Annotated in this window: 18 protein-coding genes and 1 pseudogene; 10 read left to right on the forward strand and 9 right to left on the reverse strand. The window is 70.0% G+C overall.

Annotated elements, in window-relative coordinates; all coding sequences use genetic code 11:
* Positions 1-30: 30 nt before the first annotated feature.
* The 3 genes from ftsH to ACGFIO_RS34035 all read left to right on the forward strand — a co-directional run bounded on the left by ftsH (position 31) and on the right by ACGFIO_RS34035 (position 4093).
* Positions 31-1905, forward strand: coding sequence for an ATP-dependent zinc metalloprotease FtsH (ftsH, locus tag ACGFIO_RS34025; protein WP_392832773.1), 1875 nt, complete (start codon positions 31-33; stop codon positions 1903-1905).
* A gap of 117 nt (positions 1906-2022) precedes the next feature.
* Complete coding sequence (locus tag ACGFIO_RS34030; RefSeq protein ID WP_392832776.1) at positions 2023-2985, forward strand: LysR family transcriptional regulator; 963 nt, start codon at positions 2023-2025, stop codon at positions 2983-2985.
* A gap of 565 nt (positions 2986-3550) precedes the next feature.
* Entirely contained in the window at positions 3551-4093 is a 543-nt protein-coding gene (locus tag ACGFIO_RS34035) for a hypothetical protein (RefSeq protein WP_392832778.1), read from the forward strand.
* Positions 4094-4237: 144 nt separating this feature from the next.
* Here the strand turns inward: ACGFIO_RS34035 and ACGFIO_RS34040 are convergent, their stop codons facing one another.
* From ACGFIO_RS34040 to ACGFIO_RS34065, 6 genes are all read right to left on the reverse strand, one after another.
* On the reverse strand, positions 4238-4594 hold the full coding sequence (locus ACGFIO_RS34040) for a PRC-barrel domain-containing protein (RefSeq protein ID WP_392832781.1): 357 nt from the start codon (positions 4592-4594) through the stop codon (positions 4238-4240).
* A 36-nt stretch (positions 4595-4630) separates the two neighbouring features.
* A complete protein-coding gene (locus tag ACGFIO_RS34045) occupies positions 4631-6112 on the reverse strand; it encodes an alpha-N-arabinofuranosidase (protein WP_392832783.1) in 1482 nt (493 codons plus the stop codon).
* Between the two features lie 3 nt (positions 6113-6115).
* A complete protein-coding gene (locus tag ACGFIO_RS34050; protein WP_392832786.1) occupies positions 6116-6961 on the reverse strand; it encodes a carbohydrate ABC transporter permease in 846 nt (281 codons plus the stop codon).
* Positions 6961-7899 carry a carbohydrate ABC transporter permease gene (locus ACGFIO_RS34055; RefSeq protein ID WP_392832789.1) on the reverse strand — a complete coding sequence of 313 codons (939 nt, stop codon included), beginning with the start codon at positions 7897-7899 and terminating at the stop codon, positions 6961-6963. The genes ACGFIO_RS34050 and ACGFIO_RS34055 overlap by 1 nt, the downstream gene beginning before the upstream one ends.
* Positions 7900-7910: 11 nt before the next feature.
* A complete protein-coding gene (locus tag ACGFIO_RS34060) occupies positions 7911-9239 on the reverse strand; it encodes an extracellular solute-binding protein (RefSeq protein ID WP_392832791.1) in 1329 nt (442 codons plus the stop codon).
* Between the two features lie 83 nt (positions 9240-9322).
* Positions 9323-11551, reverse strand: coding sequence for a putative bifunctional diguanylate cyclase/phosphodiesterase (locus ACGFIO_RS34065; RefSeq protein ID WP_392832793.1), 2229 nt, complete (start codon positions 11549-11551; stop codon positions 9323-9325).
* A gap of 126 nt (positions 11552-11677) precedes the next feature.
* On the opposite strand from ACGFIO_RS34065, the gene ACGFIO_RS34070 reads away from it, so the two are divergent.
* The 3 genes from ACGFIO_RS34070 to ACGFIO_RS34080 all read left to right on the forward strand — a co-directional run bounded on the left by ACGFIO_RS34070 (position 11678) and on the right by ACGFIO_RS34080 (position 13928).
* Positions 11678-12868, forward strand: a complete 1191-nt coding sequence (locus ACGFIO_RS34070; protein ID WP_392832796.1) for an MFS transporter — start codon at positions 11678-11680, stop codon at positions 12866-12868.
* Positions 12869-13245: 377 nt separating this feature from the next.
* On the forward strand, positions 13246-13539 hold the full coding sequence (locus ACGFIO_RS34075; RefSeq protein WP_392832799.1) for an ArsR/SmtB family transcription factor: 294 nt from the start codon (positions 13246-13248) through the stop codon (positions 13537-13539).
* A 2-nt stretch (positions 13540-13541) separates the two neighbouring features.
* A complete protein-coding gene (locus ACGFIO_RS34080; RefSeq protein ID WP_392832802.1) occupies positions 13542-13928 on the forward strand; it encodes a VOC family protein in 387 nt (128 codons plus the stop codon).
* Positions 13929-14008: 80 nt separating this feature from the next.
* Here the strand turns inward: ACGFIO_RS34080 and ACGFIO_RS34085 are convergent.
* Positions 14009-14071, reverse strand: a pseudogene (locus ACGFIO_RS34085) (transcriptional regulator); the annotation flags it as partial.
* On the opposite strand from ACGFIO_RS34085, the gene ACGFIO_RS34090 reads away from it, so the two are divergent.
* On the forward strand, positions 14067-14468 hold the full coding sequence (locus ACGFIO_RS34090; RefSeq protein WP_392832889.1) for a hypothetical protein: 402 nt from the start codon (positions 14067-14069) through the stop codon (positions 14466-14468). The pseudogene ACGFIO_RS34085 and the gene ACGFIO_RS34090 sit on opposite strands and share 5 nt — an antisense overlap.
* Before the next feature lie 92 nt (positions 14469-14560).
* Complete coding sequence (locus tag ACGFIO_RS34095; protein ID WP_392832885.1) at positions 14561-14749, forward strand: DNA-3-methyladenine glycosylase; 189 nt, start codon at positions 14561-14563, stop codon at positions 14747-14749.
* On the opposite strand, the gene ACGFIO_RS34100 is transcribed toward ACGFIO_RS34095, so the two are convergent.
* On the reverse strand, positions 14688-15317 hold the full coding sequence (locus tag ACGFIO_RS34100) for a DNA-3-methyladenine glycosylase (RefSeq protein WP_392832804.1): 630 nt from the start codon (positions 15315-15317) through the stop codon (positions 14688-14690). The genes ACGFIO_RS34095 and ACGFIO_RS34100 overlap by 62 nt on opposite strands.
* 447 nt (positions 15318-15764) lie before the next feature.
* On the opposite strand from ACGFIO_RS34100, the gene ACGFIO_RS34105 reads away from it, so the two are divergent.
* Together ACGFIO_RS34105 and ACGFIO_RS34110 are read left to right on the forward strand one after the other, a co-directional pair.
* Positions 15765-16409, forward strand: a complete 645-nt coding sequence (locus ACGFIO_RS34105; RefSeq protein ID WP_392832806.1) for a flagellar M-ring protein FliF C-terminal domain-containing protein — start codon at positions 15765-15767, stop codon at positions 16407-16409.
* A 527-nt stretch (positions 16410-16936) separates the two neighbouring features.
* The gene (locus tag ACGFIO_RS34110; RefSeq protein WP_392832808.1) at positions 16937-17335 is read left to right on the forward strand and encodes a hypothetical protein; all 399 of its coding nucleotides are present in this window, start codon (positions 16937-16939) and stop codon (positions 17333-17335) included.
* Between the two features lie 271 nt (positions 17336-17606).
* Here the strand turns inward: ACGFIO_RS34110 and ACGFIO_RS34115 are convergent, their stop codons facing one another.
* Entirely contained in the window at positions 17607-18182 is a 576-nt protein-coding gene (locus ACGFIO_RS34115) for a DUF6461 domain-containing protein (RefSeq protein ID WP_392832809.1), read from the reverse strand.
* Positions 18183-18362 lie beyond the last annotated feature (180 nt).

Genomic DNA, 18362 nt, shown 5'->3' on the forward strand with positions numbered 1-18362 from the left:
GGGAGGGCCGACAGGGGGTAAACCGGGATCATGACAGCACCGGCGCCGGACCCGCCGAAACCCTGGCGTGTCGAAGGCGGCCCACCGAAGCGCACCCGCCCGCCGTGGATGCGGCTCGCCGTCACGTTGCTCCTGCTGCTGGTGGTCAACTGGGTGGTCACCTCGACGCTGCTGCGGCCCGAGCCCCGGGTCCCGGTGTCGTACACGTTCTTCGTGACGCAGGCCCAGCGGGCCAACGTCGCCGAGATCACGTCGACCGGCGACACCATCGAGGGGACGTTCCGCGCGAAGGTCACGTACGAGAAGAAGCAGGTCGACCGGTTCACCACGGAACGACCCACGTTCGCCGCGGACAACCTGTTCGCGCTGCTACAGGCGCACGGCGTGGCGGTCAACGCCAACCCGCCGGACGCCCCGGCGCCGTTCTGGCAGCAGCTGCTGCTCGGCATCGGGCCGGCGCTGCTGATCATCGGCCTGATGGTGTGGTTCTTCCGGCGAGCCGCGGCCGGCGCGGCCGGTGGCATCGGCGGGTTCGGCCGGTCCCGGGCGCGGCTGTTCTCGCCCGAGGCGGGGCCGCGGACCACCTTCGCCGACGTGGCCGGCATCGAGGAGGTGGAGCAGGAGGTCACCGAGATCGTCGACTTCTTGAGCGACCCGGAACGCTACCGGCGGCTGGGCGCGCGGATCCCGCACGGCGTGCTGCTGTCGGGGCCGCCCGGCACCGGCAAGACGCTGCTCGCGCGGGCGGTGGCCGGCGAGGCGAAGGTGCCGTTCTTCTCGATGTCCGCGTCCGAGTTCATCGAGATGATCGTCGGGGTCGGCGCCAGCCGCGTGCGCGACCTGTTCGAGCAGGCGAAACGAGTCGCGCCGGCGATCATTTTCATCGACGAGCTGGACGCCATAGGGCGGGCGCGGGGTGGCGCGCAGTCGCTCGGCGGCAACGACGAACGCGAGCAGACGCTCAACCAGATTTTGACCGAGATGGACGGGTTCACCGGCAGCGAGGGCGTGGTGGTGCTGGCCGCCACCAACCGGGCCGAGATCCTCGACCCGGCGCTGCTGCGGCCCGGCCGCTTCGATCGGCGGGTCACGGTCAGCCCACCGGACCTGGCCGGGCGGGAGCAGATCCTTCGCGTGCACACGCGCGGCGTACCCCTGGACCCCGATGTCGATCTTGCGTCGTTGGCCGCTTCCACGCCCGGGATGGTCGGGGCGGATCTGCGCAACCTGGTCAACGAGGCGGCCCTGCTGGCGGCGCGACGGCGGCACGAGACGGTCACCGCGGCCGACTTCGGCGACGCCTTGGAAAAGATTCTGCTGGGTACGGTACGCGGCATCATGCTCACCCCGGAGGAGAAGGAGCGCACCGCCTTCCACGAGGCCGGCCACGCCCTGCTCGGCATGCTGACGCCGGGCGCCGACCCGGTCCGCAAGATCTCGATCATCCCGCGCGGGCAGGCGCTCGGCGTGACCTTCCAGAGTCCCGACACCGACCGGTACGGGTACTCCCGTGACTACCTGCGCGGCCGGATCATCGGGGCGCTCGGCGGGCGGGCGGCCGAGCAGATCGTCTTCGGCGAGGTGACCACCGGCGCGGAGAGTGACCTCGACCAGGTCAGCAACATCGCCCGGCAGATGGTCGGCCGGTGGGGCATGTCCGACGCGATCGGGCCGGTGACCGTGCTGCCGCCGCCCGGGAGCGAGTCGCCGCTGGGCCTGGACGGTGTCGCGCCGGCCACCCGGGAGCTGGTCGACAGCGAGGTGCGGGCCATTGTCGACGAATGTCACGGCGAGGCCGTACGTCTGCTGCGGGCCCACCGCGACCAGCTCGAACGGCTGGCCCGGGCCCTGCTCAAGGCCGAGACGCTGGACAAGGACGCCGCCTATCGAGCCGCGGGGTTGTGACCGTTAACAGGGGACTCGTATCCACCAGGTTTCCTAGTTCTTACGCCTTGACTACAGAATTGTTAGCGATAACACTCGTCGACAGCGGAGCCGATCGATCCCGTCGAGGAGGTCCCCATGACCAGCCGGAGCGGGGTCGTGCGCGCCATGTCCGACGGCGGCCGTCTCGAACTGCGCCAACTGCGGTTCTTCGTGACGGTGGCCGAGGAACTCCACTTCGGCCGGGCCGCCAACCGTGAACACATCGCGCCGTCGGCGCTGACCACACAGCTGCAGCGGCTGGAACGGACGCTGGGCGTGCTGCTGGTCGACCGTACCGGCCGGCAGATCTCGCTCACCGCGGCCGGCGCCCGCTTCCTGATCGAGGCCCGGCAGATCCTCGAACACGTCGACCGCGCGGCGATGGTCGCGCTGGGTGCGGCGCCCACCCCGCCCACGTTGCGGATCGGAGTGCTCGACGAGGGGTACGACGCGATCCGCCCGATCCTCCGCGCCGTCCGCGCCACCCACCCCGACCTGGAGATCCACCAGGTCACCGCGGGCGTACCGGAGCAGTGCCGCCTGCTCGCCGACGGCCGCCTCGACATCGGCGTCGGGCGGGTGACCGGTGCCCCGCCCGCCCTGGCCTCCGAGTTGTTCCGCCTCGACCCCTTGGGCGTTCTGGTACGCGCGGACCACCCGCTGGCCGGCCGCACCGCCGTGCCGGTCGGCGCCCTGCGCGACGAGACCCTGCTGCTGGCCGACGAGGACCGCGCCCCCGAGTTCAACGAGTTCGTCGCCGACATCTGCCGCGCCGCCGGCTTCTTCCCGGCCATGTTCCCCGGCAGCGTGCAGAGCATCCGCGCCGCCGCCGACCTGGTCCTGCAGAACACCTGCGTGGCCTGCGTCCCCCGCTCGGCCGCCGGCCGCGGCGACGACGAGCTCACCTGGCTGCCGCTGGAGCCGGCCGTGCCGCACTACCCGTGGTCACTGCTGTGGCGGGCGCAGAACCCGTCCCGGCACGCCGTCGCCCTGGTCGCGACGGCCCGCCGCCTCTGCGACGAGAACGGCTGGCGCGCGGTCGCCGGCCTGGCCAGCTGACCGTCGGCGGGTGTTTGATGAATGGCGCGCCACGGTTCCGGTTGCGGTGACCGTGCGCGGTGCCCGCCCGGACACCGGTGACCTACGTTCATCGGGGAGTGACTCCGGTTGGCCTCGGGCGCCCTTCTCGCCGTCCTCCGCCGGCCCGGCACGCTGCGCCCCGCCGCCGGAGCGGTCCTCGCCTCCGTCCCGATCGGCATGCTCGGCCTGGCGGTGCTGCTCCTCGTGCGGCAGGCCGAGGGCCGATTCGGGTCGGCGGGTCTGGCCGCCGGCCTGCTGGGCGCCGGAACCGCTCTCGGCATGGTGGTGCAGGGCCGGCTGATCGACCGGTACGGCCCGACCCCGGTCCTGCTCCCGGCGGCCGGAGCACAGGTGCTGGGCATGACCGGCCTGGTCGTCGCCGCGTGGTCCGGGGCGGTCACCGTCGTGCTCGCGTGCGCCTTCCTCACCGGCGCCTGCGAGCCGCAGGTGAACGCCAGCCTCCGGGCCCTGTGGCCGGCGCTGGTGCCGCCACCGTTGCTGCCCGCGGCCATGACCCTGTCGTCAGTGCTGTTCGAGGCGCCGGGTGCGAACCGTGCTGCTCGTCGCGGCCGGGCACGGGATGATCCTCGGGGCGGTCCAGGTGTCGGCGGCCGCGCGGTTCACCGGCATCGCCGGCATGCTCTACGCGGCGTTGTCGGCCGGCAGCCTCGCCGGGGCGGTGACCCTCGGCACCCGGCTTCAGAGTGGCCGCCCGGCCGGCCGTCTGGCCGCGCTGACCGCTATCTGCGGGGTCGTGCTGAGCGTCGCGTCGGTGACGACCTCCCCGATCGCGTTCGCGACGGCTCTGGTCGCCCTCGGGGCGTGTCTCGGCCCGGCCGGGGTGATCGGATTCGGCCTGGTCGGGAGGCTCGGCCCGGACGGTCGAACGGTCGAGGCGTTCACCATGCTGACGGCGACCGGGCTGGGCGCCATCGCGGTGGGCGCGGGTGTCGCGGGGGTGGCGGTCGACCGGTTCGGGCCGGCCGCCGTCCTCCTGGTCGCTGGGGCGGCCGCCATCATTCTCACGACGCTGGTGATCGCCCGGCGCCGCTCCCTGCCCGCGGCCGGAGAGCAGTCGGTGGTCTGAGAACAGCCGCCGGCCTGAGAACAGCCGCCGGCCTGAGAACAGCCGGTGGTCTGAGAGTGGCCGGTGGTCTGAGAGTGGCAGCCGGCGGGCTGGGTGCTGCGGCCGGGCGGGCCGTCGGCGGCGGGCGTGATGCCGGGGAGCGGGTCAGCGGCGGGCCAGGCGGCGCTCGCCGGCCGCGCCGGTCTGGTACGGCAACTCGTAGTGGGCGAACACGAGCGGCTCGTCGGTGGCCGTCAGCTCACCGTCGAGGTCGATGCTGGGGGCGTCGGCCACCCGCTTCTTGTCGTAGCGGACGCGGATCGCGGCCGGCTTCACCGTCGCGCCCTCGAGCGGGACGAAGACCAGCTTGTGGCGGCCGATGAACCCCACCCGGACGGTGGCGAAGGCGGGCTCGTCGGTGGCCGTGTCGACGTACACCGCCTCCAGGTCACCGATCTTGTCGTCGTTGGGGTCGATGACCTTTTCGCCGCGCCAGTCGCGCAGGTTCTCAGCGGGGAACATACCCACCGGATGCCCGCGACCGGCGCCGCGAAAACGTCAGCTGAGCTGGATCATGTTCCAGCTCAGGGGCGGCAGCACGGCCTGCAGGCGGCCGCCGTCGAGCTTCGGGTCCGCGCGCCGGTGAGGGCCGACCCGGTCCGGTGCGGCCATGGTGTTGACCGCGTCGGGGTCGTCGTCGGCCAGGGCCGTGTGCGTGGCCCGGGACAGCGAGGTGGCCCGCAGGTCGACGTCGAGCTGCAAGGAGTCGGTCTGCGACCGGTTCACCGCGAAGACGGTGACCGCACCGTCGTCGGCGAGGACGGCCACCGCGTCCAGGAACGGCACCTCGCCCTGCTCGGCCGTCTCGTGCACCGGCGCGGTGGGCTCCACCCGCAGGACCGTGCCCCGGCCGTGGCGGGCGGTCAGGGCGATCGGGTGGAAGCTGGCCTGCCGCCACGCGGGGCCGCCGGGCTCCGTCATGATCGGGGCGATCACGTTGACCAGCTGGGCCAGGCAGGCGATCTTCACGCGGTCGGCGTGCCGGAGCAGGCTGATCAGCAGGTTGCCGACGACCACGGCGTCGGTGACCGAATAGACGTCCTCGATCAGGCGGGGCGCTTCCTCGATGGAAAGGTTCTTCTCGCCGGCGAAGCGGCTCTGGTACCAGACGTTCCACTCGTCGAACGAGATGTTGATCTTCTTTTGGTGGCGGCCGACCGCCCGGACGTGGTCGGCCGTGGCCACCACCGCGTCGATGAAGCGGTCCATGCCGGCCGCGCAGGCCAGGAAGCTGTCCCGGTCGTCGCCGTGCTGCTGGTAGTAGGCGTGCATGGAGACGTAGTCGACGGCGTCGTACGCCTCGGTCAGCACGATGTTCTCCCACGTGCCGAAGGTCGGCATGTTCAGGTTCGAGCTGCCGCAGGCGACCAGCTCGATGCCGGGGTCGACCTGCCGCATCGCCTTGGCCGTCTCGTGGGCCAGCCGGGCGTACTCGGAAGCGGTCTTGTGCCCGATCTGCCAGGGACCGTCGAGTTCGTTGCCGAGACACCAGAGCTTGATGTTGTACGGGTCTCCGCCCCGCCTGTCCGACCATGCGGTCCCGCCGCGCACGTTGCAGAACTCGACCAGGTCCCGGGCCGCGTCGATGCCCCTGGTGCCGAGGTTCACGGCCATCATCGGCTCCACGCCCACCGAGGACGCCCACTTCATGAACTCCTGCACGCCGACCTGGTTCGTCTCGACCGACCGCCAGGCCAGATCGAGCCGCCGTGGCCGGGAGGACAGAGGCCCGATCCCGTCCTCCCAGTTGTAGCCGGAGACGAAGTTGCCACCGGGGTAGCGGACCAGGGGCACGCCGAGTTCGCGTACCAGATCAGCCGTGTCCTGCCGGAAGCCGGAATCGTCGGCCGACGGGTGCCCGGGTTCGTAGATGCCGGTGTAGACGCAACGGCCCATGTGCTCCACGAACGATCCGTACAGGCGGGGGTCGACCTCACCCACCCGGAACGACGGGTCGACGGTGAAGGAGGCGTTGAGCATGGATCACCCTTTCAGGCCGGTGCCGGCGATGCCCTCGACGATGTTGCGCTGGAACAGCAGGAAGACCGCTACGAGCGGGACGGCGCCGAGCACGGCGGTGGCCATCACGTCGGCGTAGCGGATGCCGAACGAGCCCTGGACGGTGGCCAGGCCGACCGGGATCGTCATGATGTCCGGGTTGCTCAGCACCAGCAGCGGCCACAGCAGGTCGTTCCACGACTGGACGAACGCGAAGATCACCACCGCGGATATGGCCGGACGGGACAGCGGCAGGATCACCCGGCGGTAGATCCGCCAGAAACCGGCGCCGTCGACCCGGGCCACCTCGTCGAGCTCGCGGGGCAGGCCGTCGAAGAACTGCTTGAAGATGAACACGGCGATCGCGGTCGGGATCTGCGGCGCGCTGACCGCCCAGAACGTGTTCAGCAGGCCGAGCGAGTCCATCTCGCGGAACTGGGGCACGATCAGCACCTGGCTGGGGATCATGATGCCGGCCAGGACCACCCAGAACAGCACGTTGCGGTAACGGAACCGCATGCGGGACAGAGCGAACCCGGCCATCGAGGCCACAAGCACGGTGCCCAGCGCGGTGATCGTCGCGATGATCACGCTGGAGCCGAACCAGCGCAGGATGTCGGTGTCGCGCAGCACCCGGCCGAACGCGTCGAAGGTCGGGTTGTCGATCAGCCACCGGGTCTGTGTGGTCTCCTCGTTGGGCTTGAACGCGGTGTCCAGCGCCCAGGCGATCGGGACCAGCCAGATCAGCGCGAAGGCGATCAGCACGCCCGCGCAGACCCGGTTGAAGACTTTGGTACGGGATTCCACCCGGCCCACATCCACGGTGGTCATCAGGCCTCCTTCTGCTGGCGGCGGACGATCCCGAACCAGATGGCGGACACAGCCAGCACCACGATGAAGAACAGGATCGACGCGGCCGCCGCGTAGCCGGTACGGAGGTTGGTGAAGCCCTCGTCGTAGATGAACTCCAGGGCCGACCGGGTGGCGAAGTTCGGGCCGCCCTGGGTCATGATGTACATCTGGTCGAAGACCTTGAGCGAGGCGATCACCTGCAGCACGGCGACCAGGGTGGTGGTGCGGCCCAGCATCGGGACGGTGATCCGCCAGATCTGCTGCCACGGCCCGGCGCCGTCCATCGCCGACGCCTCGTAGAGGTCACGCGGGATGTCCTGCAGGCCGGCCAGGTAGAGCACGAAGTTGAAGCCGAGCGTCCACCAGATCGTGGTGACGGCCAGCGACGGCATCGCCGCGCCCGGGTCGCCGAGCCAGTTCGGCGGCGTGATGCCGATCGCGGTCAGCCCGGTGTCGAGCAGGCCCAGCTCGGGCGTGTAAAGGAAGATCCAGATCAGGGCGACCACGGCCGACGGCAGGATGTACGGCAGGAAGAAGGCCAGCCGGAAGAACCAGCGCCCGCGCTTGACCCGGTCGGCCAGCAGCGCGAACACAAAGGCCAGGATGATCAGCGGCGGCGTGGTCAAGATGGTGAACCAGATCGTGTGCCACAGCCCCGACCAGAAGTCCGGGCTCCGCAACGCCTCGGCGTAGTTGCCCAGGCCGGCGAACGAGCCCAGGCCGGGCTTGACCAGGCTGGTGTCGAAGAAGCTCATGACCAGGCCGTAGAGGCCCGGTCCGATGATGAAGGCCAGGTACAGGATCAGGAACGGCGCGAGGAACCCGGCGGCGGGCAGGCCGTTGCCGCGCGGCCGGGCGGCCGGCTCGGGTGCCGATGCGCCGGCCCGCGGGCGTACCGCGGTTTCGGTGGTGGACACCGTCGTACCCCCTAGATCGGCGAAGCCGTATTGGCGAGATTGGTGAGCGCGGAACGCATCTGGGCCAGCGCGGCGGCCGGCTTCTGCTGTCCGTTGAGGACGGTGGCGATGTTCGAGCCGGTGACGATCTCGAAGTTCGAGCCGGAGCCGGAGTACCAGCCGTCCGGGTCGTACGACGCCCCCTCGGCCGCGGCCGCGTAGTTGGCCTGCGGCTGCAGCGCCTTGAACTCGGCGCTGTCCCGGAACGGCAGCCAGGCCGGCACGTGCCCGCCCTCGGCCCAGGTCTTGCTCTGGTCCAGGAACGACTTGATCAGGCCCAGGGCGCGCAGCTTGCGGGCCTCGTCCGGCCGGTGCTGCTTGGGGATCACCAGGGTGTGCGAGTCGGCCTGCACGGCGTACTTGGATCCGCCGTACAGGTTGGGGAACAGCGTCATCGAGAACGGCGTCTTGGCCGTCTGGAAGGTCGAGATCTCCCACTCGCCCTGGAAGTAGAAGCCGGCCTGGCCGGTGGCGAACGCGGCGATCGCACCCGGGTAGTCCAGGGTCGGCGCGACCAGTCCCTGCTCGGTCAGGCTCTGCATGAAGGTCAGCACCTGGGTGGCCTTGGCGTCGTCGATCACCACGCGGCGGCCCTCGTCGGCGAGCACCTGGCCGCCGAGCTGGCTGTACCAGGACTGGAACATCCGCCACGGGGTCGAGGTGTCGGCGGTGATCGCGACAGTTCCGCCGTACCCCTTGGTCACGTCCTTGGCCTTTTTCAAGGCCTCGGTGAACTTCTCCGGGCTGTCCAGCGGGGCCAGAGCCCCGGACGAGTCCAGCAGTCCGGCCTTCTGACAGATGTCGGTGTTGTAGAACATCACGAACGGGTGCGTGTCCAGCGGGACCGCGTACGCCTTCCCGTCCACCAGCCCCGCGTTCCAGGCCGTCGGATCGAGCTGGGCCGGGGTGATGCCGACCTGGGCCAGCTCGTCCGGCGTGAGCTCCTCGAGCAACCCGGAGGCGACCAGAGTCTTGGCCCGGGTCAGGTGCGCGACGGCCACGTCGGGCGGCTTCCCGCCCAGCGTGGCCAGCGACAACTTGGTGTAGTAGGGATTGCCCCAGGCCAGCGTCACGGCCTTGAGGTCGATCGCGGGGTTGGCGGCGCGGTAGGCATCGACCATCGACGTCATCCGGACGCCGTCACCGCCGCCGAAGAGATTCCAGTAGGCGAGCGAGCCGGCCGCGTCTCCGCCGGTGCCGAACCCGCTGAGCACCGGCGTCGAGCAGCCGGCCAGGGCCGCACCCGCGCCCAGACCGATCGCACCGCGCAACAACGCGCGCCGGCTCAGATAGCTGGTCATGGCCAGACTTTGCCGCCGGTGCCCGGCCCGGTCCAGATTCGGCGGCACTCGAAACAGAGAACGCGCGAACGTGATTCGAGAACTTACGACGATGGAACGGCCATGTCGGCCAGCAGGGCATCAATGTGCTCGGCCGGCACCGGTCGCGCGAAGTGGAAGCCCTGCGCGTAGCGGTAGCCGACCTGGTACAGCCGGTCGGACTGCTCGGCGGTCTCCACGCCCTCGGCGATCGCGCGTACGCCCAACCCGTCGGTGATCGCGATCAACGCGTCCACCACCACCGCCTGCGGGCTGCGGTCGGTGACCCCGGCGACGAACGACTTGTCCACCTTGAGCACGTCCACCGGGCAGCTGACCAGCAACGACAGCGACGACTGGCCGGTGCCGAAGTCGTCCAGGGCCACCCGCAGGCCCATCGCGTGCAGTTCGCGGACCGCGTCCAGCCCGGCGCCGGTACCCAGCACCGCGGTCTCGGTCACCTCGGCCAGCAGATGCCCTGGGTCCAGCCCGGCCGCGGCCAGCATCGCCGCGACCGAGACGGCGAAGCCGGGCTCGCGCAGCTGCCGGGCGGAAATGTTGACGCTGACCGTCTCCGGCGCCGCGCCGGCGAACCGCTCCCGCCACGCGGCGGCCTGGGCGACCACCTGCTCCAGGATCCAGCGGCCGAGCTCGACGATGAAGCCGTTGCGTTCGGCCAGCGGGATGAACACCTCGGGCGACACCGGCCCGTGGTCCGGGTGGTTCCACCGCACCAGCGCCTCGACCCCGCTGATCCGGCCGGTCGGCAGCTCGACGATGGGCTGGTAGACCACCGACAGCTCGGCCCGGTCGATCGCGTGGCGCAGGTCGGCGGCCAGCCGCGCGTCCAGATCGGCGACTCGGTCCATGATCGAGTCGAACCAGGTCCACCGGCCGCCGCCGCTGTGCTTGGCCGCGTACATGGCCACGTCGGCCCGCCGGATCAGCTCCTCCGGGCAGTCGCCGCCGGCCGACTCGGTGACCCCGACGCTGATCCGGGCGACCGTCTCGACGCCGTCCAGCAGCAGCGGCCGCTGCACGTGGTCGACCAGCCGCTGCAGCAGCGCGGCCACCTCGCCGTTGCTCATCCCCGGCAGCAGCAGGGTGAACTCGTCGCCGCCGAGCCGGGCCACCGTGTCGGCGGCGCGCAGGCCCTCGTGCAGCCGCTGGGTCACCGCCCGCAGCAGCGCGTCGCCGGTGCCGTGCCCGAGCCGGTCGTTGATCTCCTTGAAGTCGTCGAGGTCGAGCAGCGCCACATGGAACCGTTCGCCGGTGGCCAGGCGGTCGGTGACCTGCTGGGCGAACAACGTCCGGTTGGCCGTGCCGGTCAGTGTGTCCCGGGTCAGCAGCCGGGCGTTCTCCCGCAGGGCGGCGAGCTGCCGGGCCGCCACCAGCGCGGTCAGCGCCACCGTGGTCAGCACGATCAGCCAGGTCTCGCTGTCGCCGTCGCTCTGGGTGGCGAGCAGCAACGCGTCCATCCCGGCGACCGCGAGATAGGGCAGCACACTGATGCGGCGGCCGACCGGGGCGGCCCGGGGCAGGCCCGGCCCGGCGGTCAGCTGCCGGGTCGCGGCCAGGATCAACGCCATCAGGCCGATCGGCACGGCCAGGATCGTCAGGGACAGGTACGCGCGCCCGTTCAGCAGCGTCAGCGCCGCGCCGCTGACCGTGGCCAGCGCGGTCCCGGCCGACAGCAGCCGCAGCGAGCCGCGGTCCAGGCCCCCGGTCCCAGCGAACGCCACCTTGACCAGGGCGATGATCGACACCGACGCGATGACGATCACGCACAGCACCGGCACCACCGAGCCGCTCTTCTGCGACCACGCGGACATGCCGCGCAACGAGAAGTGCCACATCGCCACGCCGCTGGCCAGCACCACGATCCCGGAGTCGAGAGCGAACCGGGCCCATTCCCCGGCGGTCCGCCGACCGGCCGGCAGCCGCAGCAGCGCCCACATCGCGATCGCCACCGCGCCCACGTACAGCGCTGAGGTCAGCGCGCCGATCCGCTGGTTCGCCGCGCCGTGACCGAGCGCGTCGTAGGTGTTGGAGATCACGGCCGCGAACAGGAGCCCGCACCCCGACCCCATGTCCCGCCAGAACCGGCGGACCGGCTCGGCCATCCCGTCGCGCCAGGCCACCCGCAGACACGAGTACGCACCCAGGAGCGTGATCACCGGCAGCGGCAGCCAGCCCACCAGCGGGTGGGACCAGACGTGCCCCAGGCCGATCACGAACCACGCCGTGCTGAAGGCGAACAGCACGGCACCGGCGACCGTCGTGACCCGCTGCATGGCTCTTTGATCGGCAGCCGGACCGGGTCAGCCAAGCAGATCGGCGGCGAAGTTGTCCCGTTCCCGCGCGAGCGGCTTGCTGAGACGATCACGATCGACCATGACGAGACGTTAAGGACCGACCTCGTGACCGCTACCCCCTCCGTCGGCTCGATTCAGCACCGCGCGATCTCGGTCGTGATGGCGTCCCAGGTGTTCAGCGGGGCCGGGCTGGCCGCCGGGGTGACCGTCGGCGCCCTGCTCGCCGCCGACATGCTGCACACGGCCAGCCTCTCCGGCCTGCCCAGCGCCCTGTTCACCTTCGGGTCGGCGGGCACCGCGCTCGCCGTCGGCCGGCTTTCCCAGCGTTCCGGCCGCCGGGCCGGCCTGACCCTCGGGTACGCCCTGGCCACCACCGGCGCGGTCGGCGTGGTGCTGGCCGCCACCCTCGGCAGTGTCGCGTTACTGCTGGTGTCGCTGCTCGTCTACGGCGCCGGCACGGCCACCAACCTGCAGGCCCGGTACGCCGGTACCGACCTCGCCGAGCCGTCCCGGCGGGGTCGCGCGATCAGCTCGGTGCTGGTGGCGACCACGCTCGGTGCGGTCGCCGGGCCCAACCTGGTCGCGCCGATCGGCCGGGCCGCGACGTCGTTCGGCATCCCCGCCCTGGCCGGGCCGTTCGCCCTGGCCGCGATCGCGTACGCGGTGGCCGGCCTCATCCTGGCCCTGCTGCTCCGGCCCGACCCGCTGCTGGTCGCCCGGGAGCGTCAGGTCACGGCGCCGGTCGCCGGGCCACGGGCGGGCACCGGAATCATCGCCGGGGCGGCCACCATGGTGCTCACCCAGCTGGTCATGGTCGCGGTGATGACGATGACCCCCGTGCACATGCAGGACCACGGCCACGGGTTGCAGGCGACCGGCCTGGTCATCGCCGTGCACATCGCCGCCATGTACCTGCCGTCGCCGGTCACCGGCATCCTGGTCGATCGCTTCGGGCGTACTCCCGTCGCCGTGACCGCCGGACTCACCCTGCTGGCGGCCGGGGTCGTCAGCGCGACCGCCCCCTCGGAGTCCGTGCCCCTGCTCATCGTGGCCCTGGCGCTGCTCGGCCTGGGCTGGAACCTCGGCCTGGTCGCCGGTACCGCCATGATCGCCGACGCGGCGTCGCCGAAGACCCAGGGCACGGTCGACCTGCTGATCGCCCTGTCCGGCGCCGGGGCGGGCATCAGCAGCGGCTTCGTCATGGCGGCCACGTCGTATGCGACGCTGTCCATCGCCGGGGGTGTGCTGGCGCTGGCGGTCATCCCGTTCGTGGCCCGCTCCGGCCGCCGCGCTTGAGGCGTTTCCGGACCGCGACGACTCGGGACGGGTGGCGGTACGCCATGCCAGGCTCAGGCGGTGCTCGCCAGTCACGTCGCATTGTTGCTGCTTACCGTGTGTCGGCACGGGCTGCCCGCTCGGCTCGGCCCGGGATCGCGTCGCGCATCGCATCGGCGAGAAGTCGGTGATGTCGGTGATATCGGTGATGTCGGTGTGCCGGTAGCCGTCCCGGCCGAGGCTGGACTCCCCGCGGGCGCTCGTCAAACAGGGTGACCACGCACGCAGGTGGAGCGAAGCGACCCGGCGGGAGCGACGGTCTGCACCACCCACTCAGCTACGACATCAAGCTCTTGATCTTGAAGTTGGGTTGATAGGCAAGTCGCCGCTTGCCTATGATGCGGCGTGTGGAGGACGACGCCGGGCTGTGGAAGGCGCTGGCCGACCCGACGCGGCGGAAGATTTTGGATGAGCTCACCGAGCGCGACGGCCAGACGCTGTTCGAGCTCTGCGGGCGACTGACCATGAAGCACGGGCTGGGTTCGTCCCGGCAGGCCGTCTCGCAGCACCTCGACGTGCTGGAAGGCGCGGGGCTGGTCAGCAGCCGGCGCGAAGGCCGCTACAAATTTCACCACATCGACACGCGACCGCTCGGGCGTCTCACCGATCGCTGGCGCCCGGCCAAGGAGTAGACATGCGCATCACCGTGACCAGCATTCTCGTGTCCGATCAGGACGCGGCGCTCAAGTTCTACACCGAGACGCTCGGCTTCGTGAAGAAGACCGAGATCCCGCTGGGCGAGCACAAATGGCTGACCGTCGTGTCGCCCGAGAACCCGGACGGCGTCGAGCTGGTGCTCGAGCCGGATGCCCACCCGGCGGCCAAGCCGTGGAAGGAGGCGCTGGCCGGCGACGGGATTCCCTACACGTTCTTCGCCGTCGACGACGTGCGGGCCGAATACGAACGGCTGCGCGGCCTGGGCGTGCGATTCACCCAGGAGCCGACCGAGATGGGCCCGGTCACCACGGCCGTCTTCGACGACACCTGCGGCAACCTGATCCAGATCACCCAGATGAACTGACCGCCCGCGCCTTCTCGATGTCGGGCATGTGCCCTTCTGCCCCAGTCCGACAGCTGGTCGAAGAGCGGCCCCAGGCTGGCGCCGAACGAACTGATCTCGTACTCGATCCGGGGCGGCGTCTCGGCGTGGTGGGTCCGGATGATCGGGGCAGGTAATCGTCTTCTCGCACGGCTTCGCCTGGTCGATGGACGAGTACGCCCGCTCACCGACCACTGGGCCGCCGCCGAGCCCACACATCCGGACTCGCGGCGGCTCGGTGCCGCCGACCCGCTGGCGCCGCACGTCTGGCGTACCCGCATCGCCCAGATCTCCGAAGTGGTGTCGCGGCTCGACCGGCTGCCGGTGCCGGCCGACCCGTCGCGCGTCGCGGTGGCCGGCCATTCGTGGGGGCGCGCGGACCGTGTCCACACTGCTCGGTTCCAGCGGCTGACCACGGCATACTTGCGGACCGCGCTCGACGTCGACCGGTCCGCCGGGCCGTCCGCCGTCAGTGAACTGGCCGCCGGCCCGAACCCGCCGGGCCGCCGCGAAACCCGGTGATCCCGGAGCTGCAACACCAAGATCAAGGTCCTGATGTCGTAGCTCGGTGGGTGGTGCTGACCGTCGCTCACGCCGAGGGCCCTTCGGGCTACGTGCTTAAGTGGTCACCCTTTCAAACCCCACACCAGCCGGCGTCGCACGCGCATCGGGGCGTGACCGGGCGCAATCGGGTGATGTTCGGGCCGGCCGGGATCTCGTACGTCTACCTTGCAAAATGGGTCAAGGCATACTTTCAGGATCTTTGGCACCGCTACGCGGGACGTGGCGACGGTAGACGCTGACGGTCGGGTCGCCGGCGATCGAGAATCGCCAGGCTAGATCGTGTGCGGCGGTTACGCCGACTCGAGGGCCAGCCAGGACGCGTTCGTCCGGGACGGGCTCGGTCGGGGGATGCAGGGTCAGTGGGCCGGTGCCGTCAACCACCGAGGTGCCGTAGGCGGTGAGTGGCAGGTCGAGTGCCTCGACGAGGCGGGCCGGTCCTGAGGCGAGATCGGCGTCGCGCTTCGCGGCGGGCCGTCGGGAGCGGGCGAGGTCGACACCGTGCACGACGTGCCCCGCGCGTAGGAGGACGGCCGCGGGTTGCCCGGCCGATCCGCATGTCACATTGGCGCAGGTGTGCATTCCGTATATGCGGTAGAGATAGAGGTGGCCGGCCGGCCCGAACATGGCCGCGTTACGTGATGTTCGGCCTCGATGGGCGTGGCTGGCGGGGTCGCCGCCCAGTCCTGCGTATGCCTCGGTCTCGGTGATCCGGATGGTGACGCCGTTGGCGACCGCCAGCCAGCCGAGGAGCTGGCGTGCGGTGTCGGCGACTGCGGTCGCGGGAGCGTCGAGCCAGGCGTAGGTCACGTTTCCAGGAAAGCAGACGAGCCCCGTGGCCGGCGGGACATTGTGGCCGCCCGGCCCAGCCGGCCGGATCCGTACTGGGTGGGCTGCGTGGGTGAGCGCTGTCGAAGCTCTCCGGTTGGAGGGCTTCTCGGGCAGGCTGTCGCTGATCGGCGAAGAGCCCGGTCTGCCTTACGACCGTCCACCGCTGTCCAAGAAGATCTTGTCTGGCGCTGCCTCCGCCGATGATCTGGTGTTGCGAGACCGGCATTTCTTCAACAGTCTCGACGTGGTGTTGCGGCATCGCCGGGCGAGCGCCCTCGATGTCGGGGAGCGGCGTGTACTTTTCGGTGACGAAGGCGAGATCCACTTCGACGGTTTGACAATCGAGCTCCGGTGCGTCAGGCGCTCCCATTCGCTTTCCGTGCGTTCGGACTTGAGCCCCGATGGTTGTGAGCGTGTGCTGATGAGATGCCCGAGAAAGTCAAGTTGGCGCATCACGTGCCGATGGGTCAGTACGGCATTGTCAGAACACGAATGGCAGGGTCCGACATGGCGAACCTCGGTGGCCGGGCGCGCACCTTCTCGCTGATCGCCGTCCTGGTCGTCACGCTTCTCGGTGTCGGAGTCCTCTTCGGCGTACGGTCAGCGCGGCCCAGCGCGTCGCGGCCTTCGACCGCCGGGTCGGGCGGGACGCGTGTGCCCTCGCGCGTGGTCGATCCAGCGGCGCAGGCGGTTCAGGGAAAGCTTGATCGGTCGCTGCAGAAGATGCTGGACAGCGTTCTCGGTCCGGGCAACAGCACCGTGGTCACGACCGCGGAGCTCCGCCCGTCCGCGTCGAGTTCGATTCCGGACCCGGCCGTCGCTGCTCTCGGGAGCAGCCATGCGGAGGCGGCACCGGGTGACGGGATGACCCGGAACAACGCGATCAACCAGGTCGATGAGGTCCGCAGCTCAGAGCCGGGACTGATGATGCGGCTCGACGTGGTAGTCCGGATCTTCCCTGGCGCCTCGGCCACCATCGATCTCGCTCAGGTAGAGCGAATGGTCAGCGCCGCCGCCGGCATCGATCCGAGCCGCGGGGACACGATCACGGTGACCGTCGCGCCCCGCTGACCATCGGCTGTCGCAGCCTGCATATGACAATCACCTGGTCCCGACAACAGGCGCACCAGGCGCCCGAGGCCATAGTCGACCCGGTTACCGTCCCGACCTCGCCGATTGTCCCCACGGCGCGACGGAACCGGGCGACTCGTTGTGACCGGTGGAAGAGGTGGGCGGGGGGTGTCCGGACCCGGGACCCGTGGCAGATCCGTTCGGCTGGCACGTGTCCGTGCTCAATGGCTTTACCGGCCCCAGGCCTTCCAGACAGCAGGCCACGCGCGAACCGCGGTCCGGCACCTCCGAGCGTCCGTATCTGCCGATGAGAGTCGTATCGCAGGAAAAGCAACGCTCCAGCTTGAGAAGCTCCACCAAACCGGGGGGAGCTCAAACCTAGCTGTCCCCTGAAGACACATCTGACCAGGACGGGGACAGATGGGCGTTGGCCCCGCGGCGGCGACCGCCAATCCTGGAACAGCGTCCCCGGAAGATCGAAGACATCGATCAGGGTGAGGGATGTCCACGTCACAGATTGGAAAGCTATGAAGCGCATCTTGGGAGCGGCTGCGGCCATCACGGCAGCCATGGCGGCGGCCGTGTTCGTGGTGCCGGAGGCGGCACTCGCCGCCGGCAACAACAGCATCTCGGGCACCACGAACGCCAATGGCACGGCGCGGCACGGCGCCGTCCGGCACAAGACCGACACGAGCGCCATCAAGGTCAACCTGCAGAACAACATCGCCGACGGCCTCTGCATCTGGTTCGTGAATTCCAGCACCGGCGCCCAGATCGGTAATGAGGTCTGCTGGCGCAGAGGCGAGACGGGCGCGCACATCATCGCCAACAGTGCCGGGCGGCAGGACTTCTACATCTGGTTCGCCCCGGAGGACTACACCAATGAAAATCGCGACCGCGACTTCAGCGGCATCGCCTACTACTGATCCACGCGGACGGCCCGGCGACACCACTTCGCCTTCCCCCGTGTCGCCCGGAGCCAACTCGCCGCGGTGATGCGAGAACGTAACGCCGCGACAATCCGCTGAAACACGCGCAGCCCCATGCCATCGATATTCACTCATCGATCTCAACTCATGAAGATCGATGGCATGGGGTACGTGGAGCAGATGTGATCGCCTCCGTTTGCGGCTCGGCCCCGGTAGCGGTTGTAGCGGGCCGAGCCTTTCATTTCGTCGAACTCCAGAACCGACTCGATCACCTGAGCCCTCCTCGTCCGGTCCGACGACGTGCAACCGGGGACGGGTCGTCCGGATCGATGTCCTCGTCGATCAGGTTGAAGCCCAGCTCTTGCATCTGTGGGAGAAGCGCGTCAGGTGTGCTGCCCTCGCGCCACCCCGCCTGGAACGGGTCGAACGCAACCCGGACAACTCCGTTCTCAGCCCAGGCGAACCGCGGATCGGTGTGCTCGGTGCTGAACACCGCGGCGACCGACGTTCCCGATGACAACCGTCCGAGGACGTCATCTCTGCTGCCCAGCGCGCCGTAAGCCTCCAGCATGAAGGCGCCACCGGGCAGGTCACAGACGGCGGCGAACTCCCGGCCCGTGCTTGCACCGTGGTCGAAGCTCTCGCCGTAGGCTTCCGGCGGCACCGTGACCGCGTCCGAGTACCGCTCGAACCGGTCCAGCCCCTCCGACCGGGCAACCTCAGCTCCGCCCAGCCGACGGACCACCTCAGCCGCCGAAGCGTCTCTGACGAAGGTCAGACAAGACGCAACCGCCAGACCCAGCTCGGCGTTCTCGAACCAGGCGTAATCATCGGCGCTAGACACAACGCCGATTCTGACGTTCGCGTGCGCCGCGTGCGGGAGGTCGGCGATCTTGCTCGCAGCATCATCACGGTGCCAGAGTGGAAGGGCTTCGCGGCCGCGCGAACGCGGTAGATGTACGTGGTCAGCACCTCGGCGGCGAGCTCGAACGTCTGAATTCAACCAGCAGACCCAGGTCTACCA

The organism is Actinoplanes sp. NPDC049265 (genome assembly GCF_043197135.1).
In the GTDB taxonomy this organism is placed as follows: domain Bacteria; phylum Actinomycetota; class Actinomycetes; order Mycobacteriales; family Micromonosporaceae; genus Actinoplanes.